Consider the following 12,807-nt stretch of genomic DNA (forward strand, 5'->3'; position numbering starts at 1 on the left):
ACTGAGAACATCACTCTCCGTAATCAGATCTGGGGGAATCATGACGGACCGTACGACCTATGTGAGCCACGCCGGGGTACGCCGACGGGGCTGGACCGACACGATGGTGCGGGACCTGCTCGGCACGCCCGACGTACAGGGGCGCGACCCGCGCCGCTGGTCCCCCGCGCCCCTGCGGCTCTACCTGCTGGCCCGGGTCGAGACGGTGGAGCGGACGCCCGAGTTCGCCGGCACGGCGCTCTCACCGGCCCGCTCCTCGGCCGCCGCGGTGTACGCCGAGCGGCGCAGGGCCGCCGTGCTCGCCGCGGTCCGGGCGGAGCCGATCGAAGTGCCCCGGCTCCCCGGCCCCGAACTGGAGCGGCGGGCGGTCCGGCACCGGCGGCTCCTGGCGGCGCGGAGCCCCGGGACGGCGCCCCGGGAGGGGGCGGCAGCCGGGGCGCTCGCGCGATGGCAGGTGAGCTACCTCCGGCACGCCCTCGGACGGTACGAGGCGCTGCTCGACGGCCTGTACGGGGAGACCGGGCGCGGCGAGGCCGAGCGTCTCCTGCGGCGGCGCCTGTACGAGGCGATCGCCTCCGCCTACCCGGCCCTGGCCCCGGAGTGCCGGCGCAGGATCGCGGTGGAGCGGTGAGCGGGGGCGGGGCACGGCCGGGCGGGGGTTCGACGGGCGGGTGCCGGGCGGGCGGGGCCGGGTGTGGCCGGTGCCGGGCGGGCGGGTGCCGGGCGCGCCGATGTCCGTCGGACCGGGGTCCGTCGGGCCGGTGCCGGGCGGGCGAGGGTCCGTCGGACGGGGGTCCGTGCAGCCGGTGCAGGGCGAGCCTGTTTCCGTCGGGCGGAGGTCTATCGGCCAGGGGCCAGACGGCCCCGTGCCGGTCGGACGGGAGTCGGCCGGGGGCCGGTCGGCGGCGCCGTCAGCCGTCGAGGAGGCGTGTCAGCGTCCGGCAGGCCGCGGGGATCGGGGCGACGACGTCGACCGCGCACCGGGCGATCAGCGCCTCCGCCGCGTCGCCCAGTGGGCCGCCGCCGATGACGACGGCGCGCGCCCCGTCCCGTTCGGCGCAGGCGCGCACCGCGCGTTCCAGCGCGTCGAGGAGCGCCCGCGGGTCGGCGGAGAGCCGCTCGGGGTCGCCCGTCGTGAGCCGGATGCCGGTGTACCGGTCGGCGAGTCCCAGCTCCGTCACCCGGGCCGCGACGGCCTCGGCCAGGAGCGGAGTCGTGGTGGCCACGCCGAACGGGGTCCCGCCGGCCGCCGCCTCCCGGAGGGCCGCCTCGCCCAGGCCCACCACGGGCAGGTCGGTCGCCGCCCGCAGTGCGGCCAGGCCGGGGTCGCCGAAGGCTCCGACGACGAGGGCCGCGCAGTCGCCGCGGGCCGCGGCGCGGAGGCCGGCGGCGAGGACGCCGGGCGCGGCGGCCCGCAGGGCGGCGGGGTCGGTGAGCATGCCCGGGCCCCGGTCGGCGGTGACACCGCGGACGGACCGTCCGCTTCCCAGGGCGCGTCGGGCGATCGCGGTCATCATCGCGGTCGTGGCGGCGGAGGTGTTGGGGTTGATCAGGACGATCCGGCCGCCCGCCGGGCCACGCGGAGGGCTCCCCGGCTCGGCTCCGCCGTCGGCCGCGGGCCGGTCCGGCGGGGTGCGGCGGGACGGCGTCGAGCGGCGGCCCCGGGCCGGCTCGGCGCACGGCACGGCCGCCCCGGGCCCCGCGGGGTGCGCGGGGGCCGGGGCGTCCGGTGGGGCGTCGGGCGGGTTCAGTGGACGTGCGCCGCCTTCGCGTCGCGGCTCCCGGAGATCTCCTCGCCGGGCTCCATGGGCGCGGTGACCTCGTCGTCGTCCCGGCCCTTGCCGAGGTGGTTGAAGACCACGTTGAGCAGGACGGCCGCGACGCAGCCGGTCGAGATGCCCGAGTCCAGGATGATCTTCGCGGTCTCCGGGAAGGCGTGGTAGAACTCCGGCGCGGTGATCGGGATGATGCCGACGGCCAGCGAGACGGCCACGATCAGGACGTTGTTGTCCTTCTCCAGGCCCGCCTTGACCAGGGTCTGGATGCCGCTCGCGGCGACCGAGCCGAAGAGGACGACGCCCGCGCCGCCGAGGACCGGCCGGGGGACGACCGAGATCAGCGAGGCGGCGACCGGCGAGAGGCCCATCAGGACGAGGAAGCCGCCACCGGCGGCGACGACGAAGCGGCTGCGGATCCGGGTCATGGCGACCAGGCCGATGTTCTGCGCGAAGGCGCTGCACATGAAGCCGTTGAAGAGGGGGCTGAGCGCGGAGCCGAGGGTGTCGGCGCGCAGTCCGGCCGCGATGGTCTTCTCGTCGGCGGGCCGTTCGACGATCTCGCCGAGGGCGAGCATGTCGGCGGTCGACTCGGTCATGGAGACCAGCATGACCACGCACATCGAGATGATCGCGGCGAGGGCGAACTGCGGGCCGCCGAAGTGGAACGGCGTCGGGAAGCCGACGATGTCGGCCTCGGTGACCGGGGAGAAGTCGGTGACGCCGAACGGGATGGCGATGACGGTGCCGATGACGAGGCCCAGGAGGACCGCGATCTGCTTGACGAAGCCGCGGGTGAAGCGGCGGAGCAGCAGGACGACGACGAGCGTGATGGCGGCGAGCGAGAGGAACGTGGTCGAACCGTAGTCGTCGGCCGCGGGGTTGGGTCCCTGGGCCCAGCCGAAGGCGACCGGGAGGAGGGACACGCCTATGAGGGTGATGACGGTGCCGGTGACGACCGGCGGGAAGAACCGCACGAGCCGTGAGAACCAGGGGGCGGCGAGGAAGCCGAGGAGTCCGGCGACGATGATCGCGCCGAAGATCACGGGCAGCGCGTCGGCCTTGTCGTCGGTGGTGTCGACGATGGCGAGCATCGGCGCGACGCCGGCGAAGGTGACGCCGTTGACGAAGGGGAGCCGGGCGCCGATCTTCCAGACCCCGAGCGTCTGGAGGAAGGTCGCGAGGCCGGCCGTGAAGAGGCTGGCGCCGGTCAGGAAGGTGAGTTCGGTACCGGAGAGGCCGACGGCCGCTCCGACGATCAGGGGCGGGGCGACCACGCCGGCGTACATGGCGGCGACGTGCTGGAGGCCGCTGGTGAGCATCTTGAGTGGGGGCAGCCTCTCGTCGACCGGATGCGTCTCGCGGTCGGCGGGGGCGGAGCCTGCGGCTTGTGCATTGCGAACCTGGGGCTTTTCGGCCACGGCGGTTCCTCCGGTCGGTTACGCGTCGGCGGTGACGCGGGGTTCAGGGAGGTGGAGCGATGCGGTGCGGGGTGCAGGAGGTGCGGCTCGTTGCGGGTGGTGCGGTGCACGCGGGGAGTACGCGGCGCGGGAGCGGGTGCCCGGTGGGGGTTCGGGTGAGGGTCACCGTCCCGGGAGGTGCCGTACGTCTTCTGCGTACGGCACCTCCCGGTCGGGCTGCCGCGGACCCCGCTCGGGTCCGCGGCGACCTGCCGAGGGCCGTCCCCCTCGGCAGGACTCCGTGGGGAGGGTCAGCCCCGGGCCGCGATGCGGGCCAGGCGCTGCGCCTCCGCGCGCGCGTCACGCGCGATGGCGTCCTCGTCGACGGTCAGCAGGCGGTCGTTCTCGACGATCTGCTTGCCGTTGACGAAGGAGGCCGTGACCGGTGCCGCCGCGCCGAAGACGATGGCGGTGACCGGGTCGGCGATGGTCGAGTGGCCGAGGCCGTCGATCTTCCACAGGACGAAGTCGGCGAGCTTGCCGGCTTCGAGGGAGCCGATGTTGTCGGCGCGGCCGAGGACCTGCGCGCCGCCGTAGGTGCCGAGGCGCAGGGCCTGGCGGGCGTTGAGCGCGGCCTCGCGGTGGGCGCCGAGCCGGTTGATGAGGAGCGCGTTGCGCAGCTCGGTGTGGAGCTCACCGGACTCGTTGGAGGCGGTGCCGTCGACGCCGAGGCCGACGGGTACGCCCGCCTTCAGCATGTCGGGGACGCGGGCGATGCCGGCGGCGAGGCGCGCGTTGGAGGAGGGGCAGTGGGCCACACCGGTCTTGGTGCGGGCGAAGGCGGCGATGTCGGAGTCGTTCATGTGGACGCAGTGCGCCATCCACACGTCCTCGCCGAGGAAGCCGGTGGACTCGAAGTAGTCCGTCGGGCCCATGCCGAAGAGCTCGTGGCAGAACTTCTCCTCCTCCACGGTCTCCGAGCCGTGCGTGTGCATGCGCACGCCGAGGCGGCGGCCGAGCGCGGCGCCCTCGCGGAGGAGTTCGGTGGAGATCGAGAAGGGGGAGCAGGGGGCGACGGCGACCTGGGTCATCGCGTCGAAGGAGGCGTCGTGGTACTTCTTCACCGTCTCCTCGGTCGCGGCGAGCGCGCCCTCGGTCGTCTCGACGGCGAAGTCCGGCGGCAGGCCGCCGTCCTTCTCGCTGCGGTCCATGGAACCGCGGGCGAGGGTGAAGCGGACGCCCATCTCGGAGGCGGCGCCGATGATGGCACCGGACAGGTCGCCGGAGTTCACCGGGTACACGTAGTGGTGGTCCATGGCGGTGGTGACACCGCCGCGGGCCATCATGGCCAGCGAGCCCTGCGCCGCGGCGCGCACCATCTGCTCGTCGATCCGCGCCCAGGTCGGGTAGAGGGCGACGAGCCAGTTGAAGAGGTTGTGGTCGGTCGCCAGGCCCCGGGTGATCCACTGGTAGAAGTGGTGGTGGGTGTTGACGAGACCGGGCGTGACGAGATGGCCGGTGGCGTCGATGCGCCGGACCACGTTCTCCAGGCCCTCGGGAGCCTTGCCGGCGCCGATGGACTCGATCTTGTTGTCCGCGACGACGAGGTAGCCGGAGGCGTACTCGGTGTCGTTCGCGTCGACGGTCGCGATCGCCGCGTTCTCGATGACGATGCGCTGGGCTGCCGAAGGTGCTGCCATGGCGGTGCTTCCTTCATTCCTCGGGGATGGTGTGGGCACGGCAGGACCCTAGGAGGATTTGAGTGCCGGGGCCGCGTGACGGCTCCGGGTGCCGAGATGGTGGAAGAACAGGTTCAGCAGGACGGCGACGAGTGCGCCGGCGCTGATGCCGGAGCCGAGCACGGTCTGCGCCCAGGCGGGGAAGTCGGCGTAGAAGGTGGGCGCGGCGAGCGGGATGATGCCCGCTCCGAGCGCGACCGCCACCAGGATGATGTTGGAGCTGTCGTCGAGGCCGGCTTCCGACAGGGTACGGATGCCGCTGACCGCGATCGAGCCGAAGAGGACGATGCCGGCACCGCCGAGGACGGGCATCGGGACCATGGAGACGACCGCGCCGAGGACCGGGAAGGCGCCGAGGACCAGCAGGGCGCCGCCGGCGACGGCGACGACGTACCGGGAGCGCACCCGGGTCAGCGAGACGACGCCGACGTTCTGGGCGAAGGCGGAGGTCGGGAAGCCGCCGAAGACGGGGCCGATCAGGGTGGCGATGCCGTCGGTGCGCAGTCCGCGGGTGATGGTCCGGCCGTCGCTGCGCCGGTCGCAGATCTCGCCGAGGGCGAGCATGCCGGCGCTGGACTCGGTCATCAGGACCAGCATCACGATGCACAGGGAGAGGATCGCGGCGGGCTGGAACTCGGGGGTGCCGAAGGCGAAGGGGGCGGGCAGGGCCGCGACGGGGGCCTCGCGCAGGGCGGTGAAGTCGGCCATCCCGAAGGGGATCGCGGCGAGGGTGCCGATGAAGAGGCCGAGCAGCAGGGCGATCTGCTTGACGAAGCCCTTGCCGAAGCGCTGGAAGAGCAGGATGACGACGAGGGTGAACGCGGCGAGGGCCAGGTACTTCATGGCGCCGAAGTCGGCGGCGGTCCGGTCGCCGCCCTGCGCCCAGCCGACGGGCACGGGCATCAGGGTGACCCCGATGAGGGTGATGACGACGCCGGTGACGAGCGGCGGGAAGAAGCGCAGGAGCCTGCCGAAGAAGGGGCCGACGGCGAGGCAGAACACTCCGGCGACCATCACCGCGCCGTAGATGGCGGGGAGTTCGTGGCCGGGGGCGCTGGTCTCGGCGATGGCGAGCATCGGCGCGATGCCCGCGGAAGAGGCGGCGTTGACGAACGGGAGCCGGTTGCCGGCGAAGCCCGCGACGCCGAGGGTCTGCAGGATGGTGGCACAGCCGGCGATGAGCAGGCTGGCGGCGATGAGCCGGGTCATCCCGGCGGCGTCGAGGCCGACGGCCTGGCCGATGATGAGCGGAGGGGTGACGACGCCGGCGTACATGGCGGCGATGTGCTGGAGCGCCGCGGGGACGAGCCGCGAGGCAGGAAGCTTCTCGTCCACCGGGTGGACCCCGTGGGTCGTGTCCGGCGGGGTGGAACACGGGCCTTCGGCGGATGCCGGCCCCTTTGCTGGCTGTGCCATGGAAATCCCTCCGGTCCGGTCCGGCCCCCGCCCGACTGCGGGCGGGCGGGGGCCGGTCACTCGGACGCCGCTTAGAGGTTGGTCATGTCGACCGGGATCTGCGCCGTGGCGCCGTCACGGAGGACGGTGGCCTCGATGAGGCCGTACATGCGGTCGGCGGCGTAGTAGACCTCGTTGTCGTTCTTGAGGCCGAAGGGCTCGAGGTCGACCAGGAAGTGGTGCTTGTTCGGGAGCGAGAAGCGGACTTCGTCGATCTCCGAGCGGTGGTTGATGATGCGCGTGGCCATCTGGTACAGCGTCTGCTGGAGGGAGTACGAGTACGTCTCCGAGAAGGCCTCGAGCATGTGCTTCTTGGTCTGCTCGTAGGACCGCTCCCAGTTGGGCATGCGCTGCTCGTCGTCGGTCCAGTTGAACCGCCAGCGGGCGGACACCTGCGTGGCCAGGATGCGGTCGTACGCCTCCTGGAGCGTCGTGTACTGGTCCTTGATGTAGCCCCAGAACTCCGAGTTGGTGGAGTTCATGACGACGAGGTCCTTGAGGCCGGAGATGACCTCCCAGCGGGAGCCGTCGTACGTGATCTGGGTGACGCGGGTCTCCTGGCCCTTGCGGGCGAAGGAGTGGTTGACCTCGTCGGCGCCGATGAACTTGGAGTTGGCCTCGGAGGAGGCGATGCGCTCCCAGGCGTACTCCTCGATCCGGATGCGCGCCTGCTTGATCGGCTCCTGGCTCGACACGAAGTGGCGGGCGAGGTGGATGCCGAACTGCTCGGCGGACTCGATGCCGTACTCCTTGGCGAACGCGAAGACGGTGTTCTTCGTCGTGTCGGTGGGGAGGCAGTGGGCGTTGGAGCCGGTGAGGTGGACGTCGTCGAGGTCGCCGGAGAGGGCGACGGAGACGTTGAGGTCCTTGATGTGGTGGGTGTCGCCGTCCCGCGTGATCTTGACGACGCGGTTCTCTGCTTTGCCGTACTGGTTCTGGCCGAGAATCGTGGGCATGTCTGCTAGCTCCCTCGGTATACGGAGTAGCCGAACGGGTTGAGCAGCAGCGGTACGTGGTAGTGCTCGCCCGGCGTGACGGCGAACGTGATCGCCACCTCCGGGAAGAACGCACCGCTGTCCCTTACGCGGGGGGCGTCCTGCTGCGCCTCGGCTTGCTTCTTGGAGAAGTACGTCTCGACCTCGAAGTCGAGACGGACGTGGGTGGTGCCCTCCGGCAGTGCCGGCAGGTCCTTGCAGCGCCCGTCCGCGTCGGTGGCGGAGCCGCCGAGCGCGACCCACTCCGCGTCGGAGCCGCTGCGGGCCGCGAGCGTGATGGCGACGCCCTCGGCGGGGCGGCCGATGCTGGTGTCCAGGATGTGGGTGGACACCGAGGCCGTGGTGTCGGTGCTCATGCGGAGCTCTCTTCCTCTGCGAGTCGGGTCAGCCGGATGCGGTTGATCTTGCCCAGTTCGGCGCGGACGATCTCCCGCTCCTCCTCGGGCGAGTTCTCGATCCGCTTCCGGAGCGCGTCGCGCATCTGCTCACCGGTCTGGCCGGTGGCGCAGATCAGGAAGACGTGTCCGAACGAGTCCTGGTAGGCCAGGTTGAGTTCGAGCATCTCGGCCTTGAGCTCCGCGGAGGCGCCGGCCATCCCGCTCTGTTCGCGGGAGGAGGTCGGGTCCCCGGCCTTAGGACGACCGATCGGCGGGTGCCCCGTCATCGCCTCGGCAAGGTCCTCGGCGGTCAGCTCGGCCATGGCGGCGTCGCTGGCGAGGAAGAGAGCCTCGGCGGTGGAGTACGGGCGCTGGGCGAGGATCTTGCTCCCCCACGCCGAACTGGAACACACCTCGTGGAGCGCGGCGAGGGCCTCGCTGTCCGCGGAGGTGTTGAACCGGGTGAGGCCCGGTGTCGTACCTGAAGTCACGGGAAGCCTCCGTGGCTGTATTTCGCTGTGCGTCGGACGGGCTGCGGATAGCTAACGCCCTCCGCAACACAACGTCAACACTTTGTTGAAAACTCGGCCACGCAAAAGCCGTCGTCCCGACATCCGGACGACGGCCTTGGATCACGCATGATCAACTACTCGGCCTTGGCGGGCTTTTCCCTGCTCAGGGCGGTCTCCCTGTTGAGGTAGTTGTACACGGTGAAGCGGCTGACACCCAGTGCCCCCGCCACCGTCTCCACCCCGTGGCGCACCGCGAAGGCCCCGCGGGCCTCCAGCAGGCGGACGGCCTCCTGCTTGGCCTTGCGGTCCAGATCGGCCAGCGGCATCCCGTGCCTCCGCTCCATCGCCGCGAGGATGTGGTCGAGGGAGTCGGAGAGCTGGGGCAGTCGCACGGCGAGCACGTCCTCCCCCTCCCAGGACAGGACGACGTCGTCCGCCCCCGCCTGGGCGGGGACGAGCAGCTCGGCGCCCATGGCGTCGACCAGCGGCTTCACGGCAGCGACCAGCGGGTGATCGTTCACTTCTCGCCCTCCCCGAGCACATTGACCTGGAGCGAGACACGGGTGGCACCGGCCGCGAGCGACTGGCGCAGCAGGGCGTCGACGGCGGTGAGCACCGCGTCGGCACCCCCCTCCGCCGTGTTGCCGAAGGGGCCGACGTCCACCGCGTCGAGCTCCGCCGACTGGATGACCTCACGGGCCACGACCGCGTGCGCCGGGGCCTCGTCGAGGTCGAACGGCTCGGTCGTGAACTCCACTCTCAAACGCACCATGGCCCCACGCTACGGCCCCACGGGGGCCTACGGGAGCCCCGGACCTGCGGGGACCTCTTGACAAGCACCTCCCACGCCTTGCAACATTCCGTCAGACAGAAACTTACTTCCGCGATACGGAAGGAGCGCCGCCCCTCATGGGATACACGGACCAGCGCTTCGATGTGAACCTGTCGATCCTCTTCACGGAACTCCCGCTCCTGGAGCGTCCCGCGGCCGCCGCCGCGGCGGGCTTCACCGCGGTCGAGCTGTGGTGGCCCTGGATCGACACCGCCACCCCCGAGCAGAGCGAGCTCGACGCCCTCAAGAAGGCTCTTGAGGACGCCGGCACCCAGCTGGTGGGCCTGAACTTCTACGCCGGGCAGCTGCCCGGCCCCGACCGCGGAGCCCTCTCCGTGCCCGGCGAGGAGTCGGACCGCTTCCGCGCCAACATCGAGGTCGCCGCCGACTTCGCCGCCTCGGTCGGCTGCAAGGCGCTCAACGCGCTCTACGGCAACCGCGTCGAGGGCGTCGACCCCCAGGTCCAGGACGCCCTCGCCCTGGAGAACCTGGTCCTGGCGGCCCGCGCGGCCGACCGGATCGGCGCGATCCTCCTCGTCGAGACCCTCAACAAGCCGGAGTCGCCGCTCTACCCGCTGGTGAGCGCCCCCTCCGCGATCGAGGTCATCGACAAGGTCAACGAGGCGACCGGGCTCGGCAACGCCAAGTTCCTCCTCGACATCTACCACCTGTCGATGAACGGCGAGGACGTCGGCCGGGTCATCGCGGAGTACGCGGCCAAGACCGGCCACGTCCAGATCGCGGACAACCCGGGCCGCGGCGCGCCGGGCACCGGCGACCTGCCGCTGGAGCAGCTCCTCGACGAGCTGAAGAAGGCCGGGTACGAGGGCTGGATCGGCCTGGAGTACAAGGCCGCCGACGCCGCCGCGTCCTTCGAGTGGCTCCCGGCCGAGGCCCGCCCGGCCCGCTGAGCGGACACCCCCGAGCGCCGGCCCCCGGGCCGGCGGCCCTCCCGCTCCGCGACCCTCCCCCGTACGACCAGTTTTCGAGAGGCACCCTCATGAGCAACCTTCCCAAGATCGCCTGGATCGGCCTCGGCATCATGGGCTCCCCCATGTCCGAGAACCTGATCAAGGCCGGCTACTCGGTCACCGGCTTCACCCTGGAGCAGGACAAGCTGGACCGGCTCGCCAAGGCCGGCGGCACCTCCGCCGCCTCGATCGCCGAGGCCGTCAAGGACGCCGACGTGATCGTCACGATGGTGCCCGCCTCCCCCCAGGTCGAGGCCATCGCCTACGGCCCGGACGGCATCCTGGAGAACGCCAAGCAGGGCGCGCTCATCGTCGACATGTCGTCGATCACCCCGCAGACCTCCGTGGACCTGGCGAAGAACGCCAAGGAGAAGGGCATCCGCGTCATCGACGCGCCCGTCTCCGGCGGCGAGGCCGGCGCCATCGAGGCCGTGCTCTCGATCATGGTCGGCGGCGAGCAGGCCGACTTCGACGAGGCCCTCCCGGTCCTCGAGGCCCTCGGCAAGACCATCGTGCTCTGCGGCCCGCACGGCTCCGGCCAGACGGTGAAGGCCGCCAACCAGCTGATCGTCGCGGTCAACATCCAGGCCTGCGCCGAGGCCGTGGTCTTCCTGGAGAAGTCCGGTGTGGACCTCCAGGCCGCGCTCGACGTCCTCAACGGCGGTCTGGCCGGCTCGACCGTGCTGACCCGCAAGAAGGACAACTTCCTGAACCGGGACTTCAAGCCCGGCTTCCGCATCGACCTGCACCACAAGGACATGGGCATCGTCACCGACGCCGCCCGCAACGTCGGTGCGGCCCTCCCGGTCGGCGCGGTCGTCGCCCAGCTCGTGGCCTCGCTGCGCGCCCAGGGTGACGGCGGCCTGGACCACTCGGCCCTGCTGCGCGCCGTCGAGCGCCTCTCCGGCCAGCAGGTCTGACCCCGCGCCCCCGCCCACGGGGGCCCCAGATTTCCGGTCGGCGGCGGCGCTGACAACTGTCCTGTCGCGCCCAGGCGCCGCCGCCGACCGGAACACCACACTTCATTTTCAACAAACTGTTGACGTCACGTTCGAGCCGAATTTACGCTCCTCGCACCGTCACCAGAGCTCCCGTACGGAAGGTCACGATGTCGAAGCGCGTGCTTACGACCGAGTCCGGCGCCCCCGTCGCCGACAACCAGAACTCCGCCACCGCCGGCGTCGGTGGCCCTCTCCTCCTCCAGGACCAGCACCTGCTGGAGAAGCTCGCGCGCTTCAACCGTGAGCGGATCCCGGAGCGCGTGGTGCACGCCCGCGGCTCCGGCGCGTACGGGTACTTCGAGGTGACCGACGACGTCACGGGCTTCACCAAGGCGAACTTCCTCGGCGAGGTCGGCAGGAAGACCGAGACGTTCATCCGGTTCTCCACCGTGGCCGACTCCCTCGGCGGCGCGGACGCCGTCCGCGACCCCCGCGGCTTCGCCCTGAAGTTCTACACCGAAGAGGGCAACTACGACCTCGTCGGCAACAACACCCCGGTGTTCTTCATCAAGGACCCGATCAAGTTCCCCGACTTCATCCACTCCCAGAAGCGCGACCCCTTCACGGGCAAGCAGGAGCCGGACAACGTCTGGGACTTCTGGGCGCACGCCCCCGAGGCCACCCACCAGATCACCTGGCTCATGGGCGACCGCGGCATCCCCGCCTCGTACCGCCACATGAACGGCTACGGCTCGCACACCTACCAGTGGACCAACGAGGCGGGCGAGGCCTTCTTCGTCAAGTACCACTTCAAGACGAACCAGGGCATCCGCAGCCTCTCCGCCGACCAGGCCGCCGAGCTCGTCGGCCAGGACGCCAACTCGCACCAGACGGACCTGCTGCAGGCCATCGAGCGGGGCGTGAACCCCTCCTGGACCCTGTACGTCCAGGTGATGCCGGCCGCCGAGGCCGCCGACTACCGCTTCAACCCGTTCGACCTCACCAAGGTGTGGCCGCACAGCGACTACCCGCTGCAGCGCGTGGGCCGCCTGGTCCTCGACCGCAACCCGGACAACGTCTTCGCCGAGGTCGAGCAGGCCGCGTTCTCCCCGAACAACTTCGTCCCGGGCATCGGCCCCTCGCCGGACAAGATGCTCCAGGGCCGCCTCTTCGCCTACGCCGACGCCCACCGCTACCGCCTCGGTGTCAACCACACCCAGCTCGCGGTGAACGCCCCGAAGGCGACCGTCGCCGAGAACTACGGCCGGGACGGCGCCATGGCCACCCGCCAGGGCTCGCGCTACGACAAGAACTACGAGCCCAACTCGTACCAGGGCCCGGCCCAGACCGACGCGGCGCTCTCCGCCCCGCTCGCGATCCACGGCTGGACCGGCACCCACGAGGCGCCCCAGCACACCAAGGACGACGACTTCTTCCAGGCCGGCGAGCTCTACCGCCTGATGTCCGAGGACGAGAAGAAGCGCCTGATCGCCAACATCGCCGGCGGTCTGTCCCAGGTGTCCCGCGAGGACGTCATCGAGAAGAACCTCGCGCACTTCGCCGCCGCCGACGCGGACTACGGCAAGCGCGTGGCCGAGGCCGTCGAAGCCCTGCGACAGGACTGACGGCCGACAGCACCCAGACTGCGTACGGCACCTGACGGGAGGTCAGTGCCGTACGTGGTCCGGATCGCCGACCCGGATGAGGGGTGGCCGGTGATCCGGACAAGCGTGAGGACCGCGGCGGCGCCGAGCCAGTGCGGTGGTAAGGGCACCGGTCCCCCTTCTTGACCTGAAAGAAGGGGACCACC

The 12,807-nt window shown here is 71.2% G+C and carries 13 protein-coding genes; 4 read left to right on the top strand and 9 right to left on the bottom strand.

Features of this window, described 5'->3' with window-relative positions; all coding sequences use genetic code 11:
* Window positions 1-40: 40 nt before the first annotated feature.
* On the top strand, window positions 41-631 hold the full coding sequence (locus ACF09E_RS11500; protein ID WP_392204943.1) for a hypothetical protein: 591 nt from the start codon (window positions 41-43) through the stop codon (window positions 629-631).
* Window positions 632-911: 280 nt separating this feature from the next.
* Here the strand turns inward: ACF09E_RS11500 and ACF09E_RS11505 are convergent, their stop codons facing one another.
* The 9 genes from ACF09E_RS11505 to ACF09E_RS11545 all read right to left on the bottom strand — a co-directional run bounded on the left by ACF09E_RS11505 (window position 912) and on the right by ACF09E_RS11545 (window position 9,022).
* The gene (locus ACF09E_RS11505) at window positions 912-1,685 is read right to left on the bottom strand and encodes an aspartate/glutamate racemase family protein (protein WP_392204944.1); all 774 of its coding nucleotides are present in this window, start codon (window positions 1,683-1,685) and stop codon (window positions 912-914) included.
* 62 nt (window positions 1,686-1,747) lie between these two features.
* The gene (locus ACF09E_RS11510) at window positions 1,748-3,097 is read right to left on the bottom strand and encodes a nucleobase:cation symporter-2 family protein (RefSeq protein WP_361863593.1); all 1,350 of its coding nucleotides are present in this window, start codon (window positions 3,095-3,097) and stop codon (window positions 1,748-1,750) included.
* A 389-nt stretch (window positions 3,098-3,486) separates the two neighbouring features.
* Complete coding sequence (locus tag ACF09E_RS11515; protein WP_392204945.1) at window positions 3,487-4,875, bottom strand: 8-oxoguanine deaminase; 1,389 nt, start codon at window positions 4,873-4,875, stop codon at window positions 3,487-3,489.
* A 48-nt stretch (window positions 4,876-4,923) separates the two neighbouring features.
* On the bottom strand, window positions 4,924-6,330 hold the full coding sequence (locus ACF09E_RS11520; protein ID WP_388807076.1) for a nucleobase:cation symporter-2 family protein: 1,407 nt from the start codon (window positions 6,328-6,330) through the stop codon (window positions 4,924-4,926).
* Window positions 6,331-6,401: 71 nt separating this feature from the next.
* On the bottom strand, window positions 6,402-7,325 hold the full coding sequence (gene pucL, locus ACF09E_RS11525; RefSeq protein ID WP_388807074.1) for a factor-independent urate hydroxylase: 924 nt from the start codon (window positions 7,323-7,325) through the stop codon (window positions 6,402-6,404).
* A 5-nt stretch (window positions 7,326-7,330) separates the two neighbouring features.
* Complete coding sequence (gene uraH / locus ACF09E_RS11530) at window positions 7,331-7,720, bottom strand: hydroxyisourate hydrolase (protein ID WP_266898335.1); 390 nt, start codon at window positions 7,718-7,720, stop codon at window positions 7,331-7,333.
* The gene (gene uraD / locus ACF09E_RS11535; RefSeq protein WP_392204946.1) at window positions 7,717-8,232 is read right to left on the bottom strand and encodes a 2-oxo-4-hydroxy-4-carboxy-5-ureidoimidazoline decarboxylase; all 516 of its coding nucleotides are present in this window, start codon (window positions 8,230-8,232) and stop codon (window positions 7,717-7,719) included. The genes uraH and uraD overlap by 4 nt, the downstream gene beginning before the upstream one ends.
* A 155-nt stretch (window positions 8,233-8,387) precedes the next feature.
* Entirely contained in the window at window positions 8,388-8,726 is a 339-nt protein-coding gene (locus tag ACF09E_RS11540) for a helix-turn-helix domain-containing protein (RefSeq protein ID WP_392205026.1), read from the bottom strand.
* 44 nt (window positions 8,727-8,770) lie between these two features.
* On the bottom strand, window positions 8,771-9,022 hold the full coding sequence (locus ACF09E_RS11545) for a hypothetical protein (RefSeq protein WP_148003012.1): 252 nt from the start codon (window positions 9,020-9,022) through the stop codon (window positions 8,771-8,773).
* 140 nt (window positions 9,023-9,162) lie between these two features.
* Between ACF09E_RS11545 and ACF09E_RS11550 the strand changes: the two genes are divergently transcribed.
* From ACF09E_RS11550 to ACF09E_RS11560, 3 genes are all read left to right on the top strand, one after another.
* Window positions 9,163-9,996 carry a TIM barrel protein gene (locus tag ACF09E_RS11550; protein WP_361859504.1) on the top strand — a complete coding sequence of 278 codons (834 nt, stop codon included), beginning with the start codon at window positions 9,163-9,165 and terminating at the stop codon, window positions 9,994-9,996.
* 89 nt (window positions 9,997-10,085) lie between these two features.
* Complete coding sequence (locus tag ACF09E_RS11555; protein WP_361859507.1) at window positions 10,086-10,976, top strand: 2-hydroxy-3-oxopropionate reductase; 891 nt, start codon at window positions 10,086-10,088, stop codon at window positions 10,974-10,976.
* A gap of 188 nt (window positions 10,977-11,164) precedes the next feature.
* Entirely contained in the window at window positions 11,165-12,622 is a 1,458-nt protein-coding gene (locus ACF09E_RS11560; protein WP_392204947.1) for a catalase, read from the top strand.
* Window positions 12,623-12,807: the final 185 nt, after the last annotated feature.

Source organism: Streptomyces sp. NPDC014891 (assembly GCF_043081085.1).
GTDB lineage: Bacteria > Actinomycetota > Actinomycetes > Streptomycetales > Streptomycetaceae > Streptomyces.